This window comes from Stenotrophomonas sp. ESTM1D_MKCIP4_1 (assembly GCF_003086895.1).
Classification (GTDB): domain Bacteria; phylum Pseudomonadota; class Gammaproteobacteria; order Xanthomonadales; family Xanthomonadaceae; genus Stenotrophomonas.
This window is the reverse complement of sequence record NZ_CP026004.1, coordinates 2,782,154-2,799,488: the sequence shown is the minus strand read 5'-3', so window position 1 is coordinate 2,799,488 and position 17,335 is coordinate 2,782,154. Positions and strand designations below refer to the sequence as shown.

The 17,335-nt window shown below is 66.8% G+C and carries 18 protein-coding genes; 8 read left to right on the top strand and 10 right to left on the bottom strand.

Going from position 1 to position 17,335, the window contains the following annotated elements; genetic code table 11:
* Positions 1-10: 10 nt before the first annotated feature.
* From ccmE to ccmA, 5 genes are read right to left on the bottom strand one after another with little or no spacing between them, the layout of a single operon-like run.
* Positions 11-472 carry a cytochrome c maturation protein CcmE gene (gene ccmE, locus C1924_RS12825; RefSeq protein ID WP_108765656.1) on the bottom strand — a complete coding sequence of 154 codons (462 nt, stop codon included), beginning with the start codon at positions 470-472 and terminating at the stop codon, positions 11-13.
* Positions 469-657: a heme exporter protein CcmD gene (gene ccmD / locus C1924_RS12820; RefSeq protein WP_108765655.1), complete on the bottom strand. Its 189-nt coding sequence runs from the start codon at positions 655-657 to the stop codon at positions 469-471. The genes ccmE and ccmD overlap by 4 nt, the downstream gene beginning before the upstream one ends.
* Positions 654-1,406, bottom strand: coding sequence for a heme ABC transporter permease CcmC (gene ccmC, locus C1924_RS12815; RefSeq protein ID WP_108765654.1), 753 nt, complete (start codon positions 1,404-1,406; stop codon positions 654-656). Before ccmC ends, ccmD begins: the two co-directional genes overlap by 4 nt.
* 43 nt (positions 1,407-1,449) lie before the next feature.
* Positions 1,450-2,145 (bottom strand): heme exporter protein CcmB, encoded by a 696-nt coding sequence (gene ccmB, locus C1924_RS12810; protein ID WP_079222491.1) that lies wholly within the window; start codon positions 2,143-2,145, stop codon positions 1,450-1,452.
* The gene (gene ccmA, locus C1924_RS12805) at positions 2,142-2,804 is read right to left on the bottom strand and encodes a heme ABC exporter ATP-binding protein CcmA (RefSeq protein ID WP_108765653.1); all 663 of its coding nucleotides are present in this window, start codon (positions 2,802-2,804) and stop codon (positions 2,142-2,144) included. Before ccmA ends, ccmB begins: the two co-directional genes overlap by 4 nt.
* Positions 2,805-3,018: 214 nt before the next feature.
* Here ccmA and C1924_RS12800 point away from each other — a divergent pair, with 214 nt between their 5' ends.
* From C1924_RS12800 to C1924_RS12790, 3 genes are all read left to right on the top strand, one after another.
* Positions 3,019-4,167, top strand: a complete 1,149-nt coding sequence (locus C1924_RS12800; protein WP_108765652.1) for a pyridoxal phosphate-dependent aminotransferase — start codon at positions 3,019-3,021, stop codon at positions 4,165-4,167.
* 13 nt (positions 4,168-4,180) lie between these two features.
* Positions 4,181-4,987 (top strand): amidohydrolase, encoded by an 807-nt coding sequence (locus tag C1924_RS12795; protein ID WP_108767054.1) that lies wholly within the window; start codon positions 4,181-4,183, stop codon positions 4,985-4,987.
* 120 nt (positions 4,988-5,107) lie between these two features.
* Positions 5,108-5,542 carry a hypothetical protein gene (locus C1924_RS12790; protein ID WP_108765651.1) on the top strand — a complete coding sequence of 145 codons (435 nt, stop codon included), beginning with the start codon at positions 5,108-5,110 and terminating at the stop codon, positions 5,540-5,542.
* 73 nt (positions 5,543-5,615) lie between these two features.
* Here C1924_RS12790 and C1924_RS12785 read toward each other — a convergent pair whose 3' ends face one another.
* The 5 genes from C1924_RS12785 to C1924_RS12765 all read right to left on the bottom strand — a co-directional run bounded on the left by C1924_RS12785 (position 5,616) and on the right by C1924_RS12765 (position 10,218).
* Positions 5,616-5,861: a protein L gene (locus tag C1924_RS12785; RefSeq protein ID WP_108765650.1), complete on the bottom strand. Its 246-nt coding sequence runs from the start codon at positions 5,859-5,861 to the stop codon at positions 5,616-5,618.
* A 170-nt stretch (positions 5,862-6,031) separates the two neighbouring features.
* Positions 6,032-6,754: a hypothetical protein gene (locus C1924_RS12780; RefSeq protein ID WP_159094802.1), complete on the bottom strand. Its 723-nt coding sequence runs from the start codon at positions 6,752-6,754 to the stop codon at positions 6,032-6,034.
* A gap of 27 nt (positions 6,755-6,781) precedes the next feature.
* On the bottom strand, positions 6,782-8,428 hold the full coding sequence (locus tag C1924_RS12775; protein ID WP_108765648.1) for a pseudouridine synthase: 1,647 nt from the start codon (positions 8,426-8,428) through the stop codon (positions 6,782-6,784).
* Positions 8,421-9,299 carry an SMC-Scp complex subunit ScpB gene (gene scpB / locus C1924_RS12770; protein WP_108765647.1) on the bottom strand — a complete coding sequence of 293 codons (879 nt, stop codon included), beginning with the start codon at positions 9,297-9,299 and terminating at the stop codon, positions 8,421-8,423. Before scpB ends, C1924_RS12775 begins: the two co-directional genes overlap by 8 nt.
* 13 nt (positions 9,300-9,312) lie before the next feature.
* Positions 9,313-10,218 carry a ScpA family protein gene (locus C1924_RS12765; protein ID WP_108765646.1) on the bottom strand — a complete coding sequence of 302 codons (906 nt, stop codon included), beginning with the start codon at positions 10,216-10,218 and terminating at the stop codon, positions 9,313-9,315.
* 371 nt (positions 10,219-10,589) lie between these two features.
* On the opposite strand from C1924_RS12765, the gene C1924_RS12760 reads away from it, so the two are divergent.
* The 5 genes from C1924_RS12760 (at position 10,590) to C1924_RS12740 (ending at position 17,334) form a co-directional block, all read left to right on the top strand.
* The gene (locus tag C1924_RS12760; RefSeq protein WP_108765645.1) at positions 10,590-10,889 is read left to right on the top strand and encodes a YciI family protein; all 300 of its coding nucleotides are present in this window, start codon (positions 10,590-10,592) and stop codon (positions 10,887-10,889) included.
* Positions 10,886-11,161: a BolA family protein gene (locus tag C1924_RS12755; RefSeq protein ID WP_108765644.1), complete on the top strand. Its 276-nt coding sequence runs from the start codon at positions 10,886-10,888 to the stop codon at positions 11,159-11,161. The genes C1924_RS12760 and C1924_RS12755 overlap by 4 nt, the downstream gene beginning before the upstream one ends.
* A 148-nt stretch (positions 11,162-11,309) precedes the next feature.
* Positions 11,310-12,347: a LacI family DNA-binding transcriptional regulator gene (locus C1924_RS12750; RefSeq protein ID WP_108765643.1), complete on the top strand. Its 1,038-nt coding sequence runs from the start codon at positions 11,310-11,312 to the stop codon at positions 12,345-12,347.
* 76 nt (positions 12,348-12,423) lie between these two features.
* Positions 12,424-15,480 carry a TonB-dependent receptor gene (locus C1924_RS12745; RefSeq protein WP_108765642.1) on the top strand — a complete coding sequence of 1,019 codons (3,057 nt, stop codon included), beginning with the start codon at positions 12,424-12,426 and terminating at the stop codon, positions 15,478-15,480.
* Between the two features lie 249 nt (positions 15,481-15,729).
* Positions 15,730-17,334, top strand: coding sequence for a glucoamylase family protein (locus C1924_RS12740; RefSeq protein WP_108765641.1), 1,605 nt, complete (start codon positions 15,730-15,732; stop codon positions 17,332-17,334).
* Position 17,335: the final 1 nt, after the last annotated feature.

The window sequence follows — 17,335 nt, the reverse complement described above, 5'->3', positions numbered from 1 at the left end:
CGGGCAGCACTCAGCGCACCTCGGTCGCCGGTACCGGCACGTCGTGTTTGCGATGGGCGTCGCCCATCTTGTCGGCCACTTCCTTGGGCACGTATTTCTCATCGTGCTTGGCCAGCACTTCATCGGCCACGAACACGCCGTCCTGCAGGCGCCCACTGGCGACCACGGCGGTGCCCTCGGCGAACATGTCCGGCAGGATGCGCGAGGTCAGCACGGCCAGCTGTGCATCGCCGTCGGTGACCTGGAAGCGTGCATCGAGCGAACCGACCGGGCGGTTGAACGAGCCTTTTACCACCATGCCGCCGAGGCGGAAGCGGGTCTGCGCATCGACGTCGCCGCGCAGTACTTCCGACGGCGTGTAGAGATAGGCGATGTTGCGTTCCAGTGCCATCGCCACCAGTGCGGTGGCCAGGCCGGAGGCGAGCAGGGCCAGCAGCACCCAGGCCATGCGGCGGCGCTGCACCGGCGTCATCGCTCCAGCTCCGCCGTCAGGGCCGGCGCCGCCTGCTGTGCGGTCTGCCGCGCCTGCTGCCGTTGCTGGCGCGACTGTGCCTGGCGGCGGGCCGCGCGCAGGCGAAGCCAGGAACCGATGGCATCGACCAGCAGTACCAGCACGAACACGGCATAGGCGCCGATCACGAAGGGCAGGTGGGTCATCGCTGTGTTTCCTCCACGCGCTGGCCGACCCAGGCCTTGCCGGCCTCGCGGTCGAGATTGTCGGCACGCGCCTTGGCCAGCACCGAGCCGGCAAACCAGAACTTGGTGCCGATGACCATCCACCACAGCGGTGCGATCATCGCGCTGCTGATGGCTGATTCACCGAACACGCTGATTGACTGGCGCTGGTGCAGGCCCCCCCACCAGTCCACCGAATAACGGATGACCGGCAGCAGGCTGACGCCGACGATGGCCAGCAGGCCGGCCGCGCGCGCGGCGCTGCGGCGGTCCTCGATGGCGTGGTACAGGCCGATGACACCCAGGTACAGGAACAGCAGGACCAGTTCGCTGGTCATGCGCGGGTCCCAATCCCACCAGGTGCCCCAGGTGCCCTTGCCCCAGATGCTGCCGGTGAGCAGGGTGATGAGGGTGAAGCCGGCGCCCATCGGCGCACAGGCCATGGCCAGGATCTCGCAGATCTTGATGCGCCAGATCAGCGCGATGGCGGCATACAGCGCCATCAGCGCGAACACGAACAGGCTCATCCAGGCACTGGGCACGTGGATGTAGAGGATGCGGAAGCTGTCCAGCTGGCGTGCTTCCGGCGGTACCACGAGCAGCGCCTGCCACAGGCCCACCAGCAGCACTGGCAGCGCGGCGATGTAGAACACACGCGACCAGCGGGCAGCGAAACGATCAAACGTGGGCGGCGAACCGAGTTGATGGAACCAGCGGACGATCGGATTCATGCGTGACGGCTATCCAGCAAGGGTGGATTGGCTCTCTGCCCGTTCAACTCAGGGAAATACGGATGGCCGCAGCGGTCGCCAGCGGTGCCAGCAGCAGGGCGACCACCAGTCCTGCGCCCAGCATCAGCAGCGCACCGACCGGATCCTGCCCGCGACTGGCCGCCGCCAGGCTGCCCGCACCGAACACCAGCACCGGTACGTACAGCGGCAACGACAGCAACGCCACGAGAATACCAGAGCGCCGTATGCCCACCGTCAGCGCGGCCACCACGCCACCGATCAGGCTCAGCACCGGTGTTCCCAGCAGCAACGATGCCAGCAACATCGGCAGTTGGTCATGTGGCAGATGCAGCATTTCCGCCAGCAGCGGACTGACCACGATCAACGGCAATGCGGTGGTGGCCCAGTGCAGCAGGACGCGCACCAGCACCAGCCAGGCCAGCGGCACGGGTGCCAGCAGCCATTGTTCCAGCGATCCATCCTCGGCATCGGAACGGAACAGCGAATCCAGCGCCAGCTGCCCGGCCAGCAGCACCGCCAGCCACAGCACGGCGCCCGCGGTGGCGGCCAGCGGCTGCGGATCGCGGCCCTGTGCCAGTGCGAACAGGACCACCACCAGCAGGGCGAACAGCACCGGTTGCAGCGCATCGCCACGGCGGCGCCAGAGCAGGCGCAGATCGCGCGAGAGCAGGGCGCGGGCGGTCTGCCACAGGCCCGGTTCGGTGCCCGGAGCGATCATGCGGCACCTCCCTGCACGGTGGCGGCCGGTTGCCCGGGCACCGGCAGTTCCAGCAGGCGCGTGCGTACCGGCGGCGCGGCATAGGCGCCGTGGGTGGTGACCAGGGCGGCACCGCCGCCGCGCAGATGGGCCGAAATCATCCGGTTGACCAGGTTGATGCCTTCCAGATCGAGGTTGGCGTAGGGCTCGTCCAGCAGCCACAGCGGTGCCGGCGACAGCCAGATGCGGGCCAGCGCCAGGCGCCTTTTCTGCCCGGCCGACAGGTGCCGCACCAGGGTGTCCTCGTAGCCGGCCAGGCCGACGATGGCCAGCGCGCTGCCCGGCATCTGCTTGGCCCGGCGGCCATGCAGGCCGCAGAGGAAGTGCAGGTTTTCCAGCGTGTCCAGATCCGGCTTCAGGGCCGGCAGGTGGCTGAGGTAGGCGACGTAGCGGGCGCGCTCGGCGTTGCTGGCGGCCTTGCCATCGATGCGCACCTGGCCGGCGCCGGGACGTGCCAGCCCTGCCAGCACACGCAGCAGGGTGGTCTTGCCGGCACCATTGCCGCCCTGCACCAGCAGGGCTTCGCCGCCATCCACATGGAAGTCCAGCGGGCCGAACACGGGTTCGTCATTGCGGGAGAAGCTCAGGCCGCTGGCGGCCAGCAATGCAGGGGTGTTCAAGGGGCGAGGGTCTTCGTGCCGGAGTGCGGGGGCAATTGTAACGATGAATGGCCCCGGTAGCGCCGGCCGCTGGCCGTGGTTGCCGGCCAGCGGCCGGCACTACCGCCGCGCGATGAATGCCGCTGGCCGGCATTTCCCTCGGCTGCGGTTGTCTGGCCCGGCGGCAGCAGGGATTGCGTAAACTCAGCGGTCTGTCTCCCCATTCCCCAGGCCGATGCAACCCACCACCAAGCTGCCCAAGGTCGGTACCACGATCTTCACCGTGATGTCCCAGCTCGCCGCCGAACACGGCGCGGTCAACCTGGGCCAGGGTTTCCCGGACTTCTCCGCGCCGCAGCGCCTGATCGACGAAACCGCCAAGGCGATGGCCGCGGGCCTGAACCAGTACCCGCCCATGACCGGCGTGGCACCGCTGCGCCAGGCCATCGCGCAGAAGTCGCTGGACCTGTACGGCGCCACCCTCGATCCGGATGCCGAGATCACCGTCACCAGCGGTGCCACCGAGGCGATCTTCAACGCCATCCACGCCGTGGTGCGTGCCGGTGAGGAAGTGATCGTGCTGGACCCGGCCTACGACTGCTATGAGCCGGCCATCGAGCTGGCCGGCGCCACCGCAGTGCACGTGCCGCTGGACCCGCAGACCTTCGCGGTGGACTGGGACCGCGTGCGTGCGGCGATCACCCCGCGCACCCGCATGCTGATGGTCAACACCCCGCACAACCCGTCCGGTGCGATGCTGGACGAGGCCGACATGCAGGCGCTGGCTGACCTGCTGCGTGGCACGCAGATCTACCTGATTTCCGATGAGGTGTACGAACACATCATCTTCGATGGCCGCCGCCACGAATCGGCGCTGCGCTACCCCGAACTGCGCGAGCGTACCTTCGTCATCTCCAGCTTCGGCAAGACCTACCACTGCACCGGCTGGAAGATCGGCTATGCGGTGGCACCGCCGCTGCTGACCGCGGAATTCCGCAAGGTGCACCAGTACAACACGTTCACCAGCTTCGGCCCGGCGCAGTACGGGTTCGCCGCGATGATCCGCGACGAGCCGGAACACCACCTGGAACTGGGTGCGTTCTACCAGGCCAAGCGCGACCGCTTCCGCGAACAGCTGGCCGGCACCCGCCTGAAGCCGCTGCCGGTGCCGGGTGGTTATTTCCAGCTGGTGGACTATTCGGCCATCAGCGATCTGCCCGACCATGAATTCGTGAAGTGGCTGACCATCGAGAAGGGCGTCACCGCCATTCCGCTGTCGCCGTTCTACGAAACCGCGCCGGTCGGCCAGCGCCTGGTGCGCCTGTGCTTCGCCAAGAACGAGGCCACGCTGGACGCGGCGATCGAACGCCTGCGTCTGCTCTGAGGACATGACGACCATGCAGGATCTGCGCATTTCCCTCGTGCAGGGCGACACCCGTTGGCACGACCCGGACGGCAACCGCGATTACTACGGCGCGCTGCTGGCACCGCTGGCCGGCACCACCGATCTGGTGATCCTGCCGGAGACTTTCACCAGCGGCTTTTCCAACGAGGCCATCGCCCAGGCCGAAGGCATGGACGGCCCCACCGTGACGTGGGTGCGCGAACAGGCGGCGGCGCTGGACGCGGCGGTGATCGGCAGCGTGCAGCTGCGCGATGGCGAGGGCGTCTACAACCGCCTGCTGTTCGCCACGCCCGACGGCGGGCTGCAGTACTACGACAAGCGCCACCTGTTCCGGTATGGCGGCGAGCATGAGCGCTATGCGGCAGGCCGCGACCGCCTGTGCGTGGAATGGAAGGGTTGGCGGATCAATCCGCAGGTCTGCTACGACCTGCGTTTCCCGGTGTTCTGCCGCAACCGCTACAACGTGGAGCGGGCAGGGCAGATGGATTTCGACCTGCAGATCTTCGTGGCCAACTGGCCGTCGGCGCGCGCGTACGCGTGGAAGACCCTGCTGCGCGCGCGGGCCATCGAGAACCTGTGCTTCGTGGCGGCGGTCAACCGCATCGGCGTGGATGGCAACCAGCTGCACTATGCCGGCGACAGTGCGGTGATCGATTTCCTGGGCCAGCCGCAGGTGGAGATCCGGGAGCGCGAACAGGTGGTCACCACCACCATTTCGGCCGAGGCGCTGGCGGCGCACCGGGCACGCTTCCCGGCGATGCTCGATGCGGATGCGTTCCACCTGGACGAGCGGGCCTGAGCGGCGGGCCGGCGGCGGGCAGCTGAACGCTCGCCGCATCCGCACGCGTGCCTGCATTCATCGTGCACGCGCGCGCTGCTAGATTCGCGGCCAGTCCGACCTGACGTGGAAGTCCTGCTGATGAAGAAGTCCCTTGTCCTGCTGACGGCACTGGCCGCAGCCGCTCTGGCCCCGGTTGCGAATGCCGCTGGCAACCTCGACTGCCACCTGCGCTACAACCTGTCAGGCTGGTCGCTGATCTACAAGACGGCCTCGGGCAACGGCACCCTCCAGTGCAGCAATGGCACCAGCCTGCCGGTGCGCATCCAGGTGAAGGGTGGCGGCCTGACCGTGGGCAAATCGAAGATCACCAATGGGCGCGGCAGCTTCACCGGCGCGGTGGGCATCAACGAGCTGCTGGGCACCTACGCTTCGGTGGGCGCACACGCAGGCGCGGTGAAATCCAGCAACGCGCAGGTGATGACCAAGGGCGACGTCTCGCTGGCCCTGTCCGGCACCGGCAAGGGCTGGGACCTGGGCGTGGACGGCACCGCGTTCACCATCAGCCGCCGCTGACCGCAAAAAGGGGACGGAGGGGATCAAGTCGTTTGTGCACAAGCGACTTGATCCCCTCCGTCCCTTTTTTGTGTCAGGTGACTCGAGCGTTGGTACGTACGTTGAGCATCCAGCGGATGCGGCTTTGCTCCGGTCGATGAGGGTGGTGCGACTGCGGCGGGAACGCCTCGCCTTGATTGCGGGTGATCTCGCACTTGCAGCCTTGGCAACGGTAGATGCCGCAGACCGGTGCGGTCTCGCCGGACTCGTAGAGGGTGGTCCACCAGCTGTTGCTGGCGTCGACGATCGTCAGGACGGAGGTGCTCGTATGCCAAGCCATCAACGGTGCCTTGCGTGGGAATGAGGCGTCACCGTAGAAGGGCTAAAGCGTCACTGGGGTGAGCTGCGGCACGAACTGCTCATTTTCAGACAATTCCTAACCGCGATGCGCTGCAGCGCAGGGACGCCAGACAGGGTGGGCCTTCGGTACCAAGCCGCAAGGTGCGCGGTCTACTGCTGCGCCAACAGCCACGCCAGGGTGCCGCGGTGCGGCTTGGGCAGCGTCGCCACCGCGTCGAACATCGTGCGCGATGCCCAGCAGGCGTCGGCCGGTGCGGCGGTTTCCATCTCGGGCAGGACGGCCATGGCGCGGACGCGCACCGCATCGCTGGGCAGGCTGTCCATGAACGCTTCCGACGCCGCCTGGATCTGCGCTTCACTGATCTTGCTGGGCGGGCGCTGTTCCAGCTCGGCGATGCTGGCCTGGTAGCTCATCTCGAACCAGGCGTCGATGTCTGCGGGCGGGAGCTTTTCCAGCTGGGCGAAGAACACCGTGCTCAGTCGCGCTACTTCGGCAGCGCCGGTCGCGCGTGAGATCCGTGCGCAGTCCTCCACCGGCATGGCGTGCAGGATGGCGGCCATGACCTTGGCGCGTTGCTCCAGCCGCTGCGGCGGCAGGCGTGCGATGCCATCGAGGCTGAGCTGCGCACCGGCCTGGATGGCCTTTTCCTTGCTGCCGGCCTGCTTGATGCGTTCCATGTAGCGCGGATCGACGATCAGCCGGCGTACCAGACGGTCAGTGGGTGCGTGCAGCGGAGAAGATTTCGGCCACGGGTTCTGCGTGGCGGCCAGCTCCTGCTTGAGGCGGTCGGCGGCGCGTTCGCAACCGCCCACCACCAGCATCAGGACCAGCAGGGCGCCGAGGCGGGCGCCCAGGGACAACATCCGTGTCATCGCTCGCTCCGTCCTGGTTGGGTTGGGTCAGCCGCCGCGCGGGCCGCTGCGGCGCGGGCCGCCCGGGCCACGGTTGCCACCCGGGCCACCGGGACCGCGGTTGCCGCCGGGGCCACCCGGGCCACGGTTGCCGCCCGGACCGCGATTGCCGCCCGGACGTGCGTTGGCGTTGCCGCCCGGACGACCGTTGCCGGCCGGACGCGCGCTGCCATACGGGTTGAAGCCCGGGTTGGCATGGTCGGACGGGAAGCTCGGGGCATTGCCCGGATGGCCGTACGGGTGCTTGTTGCCCTGGCCCTGCGAGCGGTTGCCCGCACCGGCCGGACGACCCTGGCCGCCACCGGCGCCACCGCGGCCTTCGCCGCCGAAGCCACCACGGCCCTGGCCGCCACCGGCACCCGCGCCCGGACCCTTCGGCTTGCCGTACGGACGGCCCTGGCCGCCTGCACCCGGGCCACGGGCACCGGGGCCACGTGCGCCCGGACCCGCGTTGCGGTGGCCGCTCGGGCCGGTGCTGACACCGTCCGGCACGTACCAGGTACGGAACGCGGCCGGGTTGCCTTCCGGCAGCGAACGGTCGTTCTTCGGCGCGCGCTGCTTGAACGGCTTCTGCGACTGCTTGGCTGCCGCTTCGCCGCTGACGGTCAGGCCGCCCTTGAAGCCACCGCCGCCCTTGCCGCCGCGACCACGGCCGCGATCTTCGCGCACGTTGTCGAAGCGACGCAGTTCGCGACCTTCATCGGCGGTGCTGTGGCCGTTGACGTAGGCATTGCCACGACCGCCTTCGCGCACGCGCACGGTGGTCTTGGCGGCGCGACGCTGGCCGATCACCGGCTGCAGGGTGAGTGCCGACGGCGCGCCTTCTTCCAGCTTCAGCTGCGCGCGCAGCGCTTCGACCTGGGCGGTGGGCAGTTCCACCGAGTGGCCACGGACCAGCTCGCGCGGCAGGCTGACCTTGCCGTAGCGGGTGCGCTTCAGGCGGCTGACCTGGCAACCCTGCGATTCCCACAGGCGGCGCACTTCACGGTTGCGGCCTTCCTTCACCACGACGCGGAACCAGTCGTGCGAATCGGTGCCGCCGATGCGTTCGATCTCGTCGAACTTGGCCGGGCCGTCTTCCAGCGCGACGCCACGGGCGAGGCGGTCGACGATGGCGTCGGAGACCTTTTCTTCGCCTTCCGGGGCGCGCACGCGCACCACGTACTCGCGCTCGACCTCGAACGACGGGTGCATCATGGCGTTGGCCAGTTCACCGTCGGTGGTGGCCAGCAGCAGGCCGGTGGTGTTGATGTCCAGGCGGCCGATGGCGATCCAGCGCGCGCCCTTCAGCGGCGGCAGGGACTCGAACACGGTCGGGCGGCCTTCGGGGTCTTCGCGGGTGGTCACTTCGCCTTCCGGCTTGTTGTAGACCAGCACGCGCGACGGCTCGGCCAGCGCGGTGGCGACGAAGCCACGGCCGTCCAGCTCGATCTTGTCGCCGCTCTTGACCGACATGCCGGTCTGCGCGACTTCGCCGTTGACCTTGACCAGGCCTTCGGCGATGCGCTGTTCCAGCGCGCGGCGCGAGCCGAGGCCGGCCTGGGCCAGCACCTTGTGCAGGCGCTCTTCCAGCTTGAACTGTTCGGAGGTGGCTTCACGCTTCAGCGAAAGCTTGTTACGGGGGGTGTCACTCATCAGTTTTGCTCCGGCCGACGGTTTCGAGGTCGGCCTCTGGTTCGGAATCGGCTTGGTCAACAGCCACGGTCGTCGTCGCGACGGCGTTGTCTTCGCGTTCGTTCACTGGCACCGCGCGCTCGCCCGGCGCGGAATCGGGGTGCCCATCATCGAGGGGCGAAGGTGCTTGCTCATCGGTGGCCGGCGCAGCAGCTGCGTCGGCGGAATTCGGGGTGTTGCCATCGCCGCCCTGCAGGCCGGCATCATCGTTGGCGGCCGCATCGGGGTCGGCGCTGATGTCCGGGCCGGCGGCACCGGCAACGGCGGGACCGTCACGGTCCAGCGCCAGCTGCGGTTCCAGCTCGCCCAGGTCTTTCAGTTCCGACAGCGGCGGCAGTTCGTCCAGGCGCTTCAGGCCGAAGTAGTCCAGGAAGCCCTTGGTGGTACCAAACAGCGCCGGCTTGCCGGGCACGTCGCGGTGGCCGACCACGCGGATCCACTCGCGCTCTTCCAGCGCCTGGATGATGTTGCTGCTGACGGCCACGCCGCGCACCTGTTCGATCTCGCCGCGGGTGATCGGCTGCCGGTAGGCGATCAGCGCCAGAGTTTCCAAGGTGGCGCGGGTGTAGCGGGTCTTGCGTTCGGTCCACAGCCGGCTGATCCAGCCATGCACTTCGCCGGTCACCTGGTAGCGGAAGCCGGAAGCCACCTCGACCAGTTCCACGCCACGGCCCTCACAGCCTTCGCGCAGGCGCTCCAGCGCACGTTCGATGCTGCCCGGCGGTGCCGGTTCCTCTTCCGGGAACAGGTCTTTCAGCTGGGCCAGGGTGAGCGGCTGGCTGGAGGCCAGCAGGGCACCCTCGACAATGCGGTTGATCAGCGTCTGGTCCATCGGCAGTCAGCGCTCACTCGTTCTCATTGGCGGCGTCGTTGTCGTCGAACTCGCTGCTGAACTGCAGCGGGGCGTTGGTGTTGCCGGCAGCCAGGGACTTCACGTAGATCGGCGCCAGCGGTTCTTCCTGGACGATGTCCAGCAGCTGTTCCTTGGCCAGTTCCAGCACCGCCAGGAACGTGACCAGCACGCCCAGCTTGCCTTCTTCGGCGGTGAACAGCCCTTCAAAGCGGTAGAACTTTCCGTCTTCAAGCCGGCCCAGCACTTCACCCATGCGCTGGCGCACGCTCAGTGCCTCGCGCTTGATGGCGTGGCCACTGAACAGCTCGGCGCGCTTGAGCACGTCATGCAGGGCCAGCAGCATTTCCTTCAGGTCCACCGGCGGCGGCAGCTTCACCGTCGCGCGCTCGGGCATGAAGGCGTGCGCCACCGTGGTGTCGCGGTCCTGGCGGGGCAGGGCGTCGATATCCTCGGCGGCCTGCTTGAAGCGTTCGTACTCCTGCAGCCGGCGCACCAGCTCGGCGCGCGGGTCGGCCTCGTCGCCGTCCTCGCTGACCGGGCGCGGCAGCAGCATGCGCGACTTCACCTCGGCCAGGATGGCGGCCATCACCAGGTACTCGGCGGCCAGCTCGAAGCGCAGCTCGCGCATCACGGTGATGTATTCCACGTACTGCCGGGTGATCTCGGCCACGGGAATGTCCAGCACGTCCAGGTTCTGCCGGCGGATCAGGTACAGCAGCAGGTCCAGCGGGCCTTCAAACGCATCCAGGATGACTTCCAGCGCATCCGGCGGGATGTACAGGTCCTGCGGAATCTGCAGGACCGGTTGCCCATGCACCACGGCCAGCGGCATTTCCTGCTGCTGGGGGGCGGGCGGCCGGGTTGGCGGGTTCGCGTCGAGCGCGAGTTCGGAAGTCATCTAATGGACATCAGGATTGCAACGGACCAGTCGCGGGACCGGATCTGCCGGGCCTTCGCCACGGCGCCCCAGGCACCAGACACGCCGGGATCGGCGCGATTCCACACATATCAAACAGCAGGACGCGCCGCAGGAAACGGCGGCGACGGAACTACGGGGAGGTCGTCTACGAGGCCCGGCCGGGTGGTCCGGTTCGAGGCAGCGGGACGGTCGTCGGGGGCTGCGTTGGCCGCAAAAACCGACGGGCTGCTGCATCAAGCCACGTGCAATGGTGCTTAGGGTACGGCTTTGCCGGGCCGGTGTCCAGCCGGGCCGGCGGCGCTGGCCCATTGGCTAGAATCGACGCACCGCAACATGAACGAGGAAGACCCGTGTTCTATGTGATTGAAGGTTACGACGGCCAGGACGTGCTGGCGCAGCGGCTGCAGGCCCGGCCCGAACACCTGGCGCGCCTGCACGCGCTGCGCGACGAGGGGCGCCTGCTGCTGGCCGGCCCCTGCCCGGCGATCGACAGCGAGGATCCGGGTCCGGCCGGCTTCAGTGGCTCGGTGGTGATTGCCGCATTCGACTCGCTGGCGCAGGCCCGCCAGTGGGCCGATGCCGACCCGTATGTCGCCGCAGGCGTCTACACCCGCGTCGAGGTGCGGCCGTTCCGCAAGGTGCTGCCATGAGTGCGCAGCGCGTCGAATTGATACGTGCTGCGTTGCAGCAGGCGCTGGCACCGAGCCGGCTGGAGATTGAAGACGACAGCCATCGCCATGCCGGCCATGCGGGCGCGCGTGACGGGCGAGGGCATTTCAACGTGCTGGTGATCAGCGAACAGTTCGCCGGCATGGCCCCGTTGGCGCGCCATCGCGCGGTGTATGCCGCGCTGGGAGGGCTGATGGAGACCGATATCCATGCGCTGTCCATCCGCGCATACACGCTGTCCGAGCAGGGCTGATGGCCTGTCCCGCAAAGTCCTGCCAGGTCCAGGAACAGACCTGTCCACGTCAGATTTTTGTGTCCATCCGGGGACATTCGTCTAACGGAGTGTTTACAAGCGCAGATGGAAACGCTTACATTCCGCGCCAAGCTGGTAGGTCCAAGCCGTGGAGGGCGGCTTCGTGAACAAGGCAGCCATAACAATCAAAGACGTCGCTCGAGAAGCCCGGGTCTCCGTGGCTACGGTTTCCCGCGCGCTGAACGGGCATGAGAATGTCGCCGAACCGGTCCGCCAGCTTGTGCTGGAGGTCGCCGCGAGGCTGCGTTACACCCCGCACGCCGCCGCCCGCAGCCTGAGCAGCCGCCGGACCAATACGGTGGGCGTGGTGCTGCCCGATCTCTACGGCGAATTCTTCTCCGAGCTGATGCGCGGCATCGACAACGTCGCCCGCAACCGCCGCCAGCACCTGCTGGTGTCCAGCTACCACGGCGACCAGGTGCAGCAGGGCGCAGCCCTGCGTGCCATGCGCGGCCGCGTCGATGGCCTGCTGGTGCTCTCGCCCTATGCCGAGAGCCCTGGCTTTCTGACCGACAACCTGCCGCAGTCGCTGCCTACGGTCCTCATCAATACCTATCTGCCGGGGCAGGATCACCCGGTCCTGAGCATCGACGATCACGCCGGTGCGATGGCCATGACCCGCCACCTGCTCGATGCCGGCCACCGCCGCATCGCGTTCATTTCTGGCCCGGATCTCAACTTCGACGCGCGCGAGCGCCTGCGCGGCTTCCGTGACGCGCTGGCGGCTTTTGGCGGAAGCGCCGAGGGCATCGAGTTGCCCGGTGATTTCGACGAAGCTTCCGGCCATCGCGCCGGTCAGGAGATGCTGGCAGCCGGTGCGCTGCCCGATGCCGTGTTCGCCGCCAACGACATGATGGCCCTGGGGTGCCTGTATGCCTTCGCGCAGGCAGGGATCCACGTGCCTTCCGATGTCGCCCTGGCAGGATTCGATGACATTCCACTGGCGCGGTTCGTACACCCCTCGTTGACCACCATGCAGGTCAGTATCGCTGAGTTGGGCGATAGGGCGATGACGCGTCTGATGCAGTTGATGGACGGCAACACCCCCGAAGGGGCAGGAGACAAGCAGACGCTCGTTCCCCGCCTCATCGTTCGCGATTCCACCACTCCGCCATCGGGCCATTGAAGCCAGAGGCGTTCCTTCTTTTTTGATTGATCGCAGGTACCGCATCCGCGGATACCGCCACCCGGAGATTGAGTTGATGATGCATTCCACGATCCGCATGCCGGCGCGCCGGCTGCTGAGCACCGCACTGGTCAGCTGCCTGATGCTGGCTGCCGCCCCGAACGTCATGGCGCAGTCGGCCAACGCCAGCCTGCGCGGCCAGGTGGCCGGCGCCCAGGCGGGCTCGGAAGTCACCGCCACCAACGTGGCCACCGGTACCGTCCGTCGCGGCACCGTGCGCGCCGATGGCACCTATTCGCTGATGGGCCTGGACCCGGGCACCTATGACGTGGTTGCCAACGGCCAGACCCAGAAGGTCACCGTTACCGTGGCATCGACCTCGACGCTGAACTTCAGCGAGGCCGCTGCCAGCGGTGGTGGCAGCACCGCCGCCACCAACCTGGACACCGTCAACGTTGTCGCGCCGACCCTGCTGCAGGAAGTGCGTACCTCCGAAGTCGGCAAGACCGTCAGCCTGCAGCAGATCCAGACCACCCCGCAGGTGTCGCGCAACTTCCTGGAGTTCGCCGATGCGGTGCCGGGCCTGATCTTCACCCGTGATGCCAAGGGCAACACCTCGCTGCGCGGCGGTGCCACCAATGCCGACGGCACCAACGTCTACATCGATGGCGTGGGCCAGAAGAGCTACGTCAAGGGCGGCGGCGTGGCCGGCCAGTCCGGCAGCGCCGGCAACCCGTTCCCGCAGCTGGCCATCGGCGAATACAAGGTCATCAGCGGCAACTACAAGGCCGAGTACGGCCAGGTGTCGAGCGCCGCGGTGACCGCCGCGACCAAGTCCGGTACCAATGAATTCAAGGGTGAGGCGTTCTACCGCTACACCGATGAGGACATGCGCGCCAAGACCCCGGCCGAGCGCCAGGCCGGCCAGGACAAGATGGTGTCGGCCGAGAAGGAATACGGCTTCGCACTGGGTGGCCCGATCATCCAGGACAAGGCGCACTTCTTCGTGACCTACGAAGCCAAGCGCTTCGACCTGCCGGTCACCATCGCGCCGGACGGCGCGGTCACCAGCGCCGCCAGCCTGCTGCCGGCCGCCGGCGCTGCAGGCCTGGGCCCGGCCAGCCAGCCGTTCCAGCAGGACCTGATCTTCGGTAAGGTTGATTTCGAGCCGACCGACAACGACCGCATCGAGCTGACCTTCCAGGACCGCGACGAAACCCAGTCGCAGTTCAGTGGCCAGACCTCGCCGGAAGCCGGCCGCGAAGTGGTCAACACCGACCGTCGTTACGCCCTGCGCTGGAACCACAGCGGCGAGCGTTACTACAACGAGATGATGGTCACCCATGAAGATTCGTTCAACAACCCGACCCCGCTGACCCTGGCCAACGGCATCACCTACACCGCACCGGACGGCACCGAAGACCGCACCGTGGTGAAGATCGGTGGCGCCTCGGCACTGGATTCGCAGGTGAAGGGCCAGAAGGGCTGGTCGATCGAAGACAACCTGACCCTGGACGGCATCCAGTGGGCCGGCGACCACACCATCAAGATGGGCGTGAAGTACAAGGCGATCGATCTGTACGCGTCCGATGCGGCGCAGATCAACCCGACCTTCACCTACAGCCTGGGCGATCCGGACTTCCCGGATTCCATCCCGTACAAGGCGCAGTTCGTCAAGCCGGTGACCGGCGTGTCGGGCGTGTCCGGTGAAGTGCGCTCGAAGTCCAAGCAGTACGGCGTGTTCATCCAGGACGACTGGCAGGTCAACGACCACCTGCAGCTGAACATCGGCCTGCGCTGGGATTACGAAAAGACCCCGGCCTACCTGGATTTCGTGACCCCGCAGCAGGTCGTCGACGCGATCTACTCGCAGGATCCGCGCGCTCCCGCCGGCCAGACCTTCGCCGATTCGCTGGCGCTGGGCGGCCTGGACATCAGCGACTACATCAGCAATGGCCACAACCGCAAGGCGTTCAAGGATGCCTGGCAGCCGCGCCTGGGCTTCTCGTATGACATCAATGCCGACGAGCAGCACGTGATCCACGGTGGTGCCGGCCGTTCGTACGACCGCGACCTGTTCGACAACCTGCAGCTGGAAACCACCAAGCTGGCCCTGCCGCAGCCGACCATCTACTTCCGCAATCCGGCCACCGGCACCTGCATCAACGGCCAGGCCGCCTGCTATGACTGGAACCCGAACCTGCTCAACGGCATCGAGAACCTGCAGGCCCTGGTCGGTTCGACCAGCAACGCCGGCCTGGAAGTCGACCTGCTGAACAACAAGCTGAAGGCCCCGTATTCGGACCAGTTCAGCCTGGGCATGAGCAACCAGATCGGTGACTGGCTGACCGACGCCACCATCGCCCGCACCCTGAGCTATGACGGCTTCGCCTTCACCCTGGGCAACCGTTACCCGACCGGCCAGTTCTTCGATGACCCGCGCCTGTGCGGTGGCACCGAACCGGGCCTGAGCCAGGCCTGGAGCTGCAACGTGCCGGGCTTCGGCAGCCTGATCATCGGCCAGCAGGGCATCAAGACCCGTGCGACCCAGGTCCTGCTGTCGGCGCAGAAGCCTTTCACCAAGGAAAGCGGCTGGGGCACCTCGATCGCCTATACCTGGACGACCGCGCGCCACAACCGCGACATCAACGAGAAGTACGCCTTTGACCGCGGCCTGATCGGTGACTACCCGACCATCCGTTCCAACGGCGCGCCGCGCCACCGCCTGGTGGTGACCGGTTCGTATGCTGGCTTCTGGGGCATCACCTTCGGTGGCAAGATCACCTTGGCCACCCCGACTGCCGTCAACGACTGGTACCCGATCCCGCAGGACAGCGGCTTCACCCTGCCGACCCCGCAGGCCGCCGTGCCCAATGCCAACGGCAAGTTCCTGCTGGGTGGCAAGATCTTCGGCTACCGTTCGGTGGACCTGCAGGCGACGAAGACGTTCAAGATGCCGGGCGATACCGAGCTGTACGCTCGCCTGGACATCATCAACGTGTTCAACTTCGACAACTTCTCCAACTACAACTACATCAAGAGCAACGGCAAGCTGCAGGCCAGCTACAACGAGACCGGCGACATCATCGGTACGCCGCGTCAGATCAAGGCCGAAGTCGGCTTCCGCTTCTAAGCGGCGATGTAACGCAACACCCCGATGCCAGCGGTTCGCCGTTGGCATCGGGAACTGGCAATGGCCGGCCTGCGGGCCGGTCCATTGTCCAGCCCCCTGCGCTGTTGCAATGACGGGGCAGGGGACTGGGCATTGGCTGCAGTGCACCGACCACGGTTCCGTGGTTTTTTAAGCGTTCGTTTTGTAAACGATTTCAGGCCATTGGACGTTATGCTTTCCCATCGATCAGCCCACCGGAGGAACCGCGCCATGCAGGCACGCCACCTGTTGACCGCCGCTGCGATGACCCTGGCCATCGCCGCCTGCAAACCGGCCCAGCAGGAGCCTGCAAAGCCGAAGCCGCCGGTGATCCTGCTGGAGGCCGACGCACCCCCGCGGCCGATGAAGCCGGAATTGCCGCCGCTGTTCGATGACATCGAGCGCCGCACCTTCCAGTTCTTCTGGGACACCACCAACGAGCTCAACGGCCTGACCCCGGACCGCTATCCGTCGCGTCCGTTCGCCAGCATCGCCTCTGTCGGTTTTGCCCTGACCGCGTACCCGATCGGCATCGAGAACGGCTGGGTCAGCCGCAACCAGGCGATCGACCGCACCCTGACCACGCTGAAGTTCTTCCGCGACGTGCCGATGGGCCCGCAGCGCACCGGCAAGGCCGGCTACAAGGGCTTCTACTACCACTTCCTGGACATGCAGGAAGGCCGCCGCTACGACAGCTGGGTCGAGCTGTCCTCGGTCGATACCGCGTTGCTGATGATGGGCGTGCTGTTCGCCCAGTCGTACTACGACGGTGATGATCCGCGCGAAAAGGAAATCCGGCAGATTGCCGACCAGCTGTACAAGCAGGTCGACTGGCCGTGGCTGCAGCAGCGTGCGCCGCTCATTTCAATGGGCTGGTTCCCTGAAAGCGGCTTCATCGACCACGACTGGATGGGCTACAACGAGGCGATGATGGTCTACATCCTCGCCCTGGGGTCGCCCAGCCACCCGGTCAGCCCGGATGCGTGGACGGTGTGGACGCGGACCTACGACAACGACTGGGGCGTCTACCAGGGCCAGGAATACCTGTCCTTCGGCCCGCTGTTCGGCCACCAGTACAGCCACGTCTGGATCGACTTCCGCGACATCCAGGATGCCTACATGCGCGAGCGTGGCAGCACCTACTTCCTCAACAGCCGCTCGGCCGCGCTGGCCCACCGTGAATACGCCATCGCCAACCCGATGCAGTGGAAGGACTATGGCGAGAATGTGTGGGGCCTGACCGCCAGCGATGGCCCGCAGAACACCACCCAGGAATACCGTGGCGAGCAGCGCCAGTTCCGCCATTACTCTTCGCGCGGCGCCGGCCTGCGCGAGAACTTCGATGACGGCACCATCGCCCCGACCGCCGCGATCTCCTCGATCGTGTTCGCCCCGGAAGAAGTGATTCCGGCCACCCTGGAAATGCACAAGCGCTACGGCGACTACATCTATTCCAGCTACGGCTTCCTGGATTCGTTCAACCCCAGCTTCAACTACGACATCCCGATCAAGACCGGCCGCATGGTGCCGGACCGTGGCTGGGTGGCCAGCGATTACATCGCCATCGACCAGGGCCCGATCCTGACGATGATCGCCAACTACCGCAATGACTTCGTCTGGGAAGTCATGAAGAAGAATCCGTACATCCGCAAGGGCCTGGAACGGGCCGGTTTCAGCGGTGGCTGGCTGGCCCCGGAAGGGTCGTTCCAGCCGCTGCTGCTGGAAAAGGATGAAAAGGCCGCGGCGGCACGCGCGGTCGGTATCGCAGAATCGCGCGCGGCTGCCGCGCAGGAACAGAAGAACAATGCCAACCGCAACACGGGCCAGGGGAAGTAAC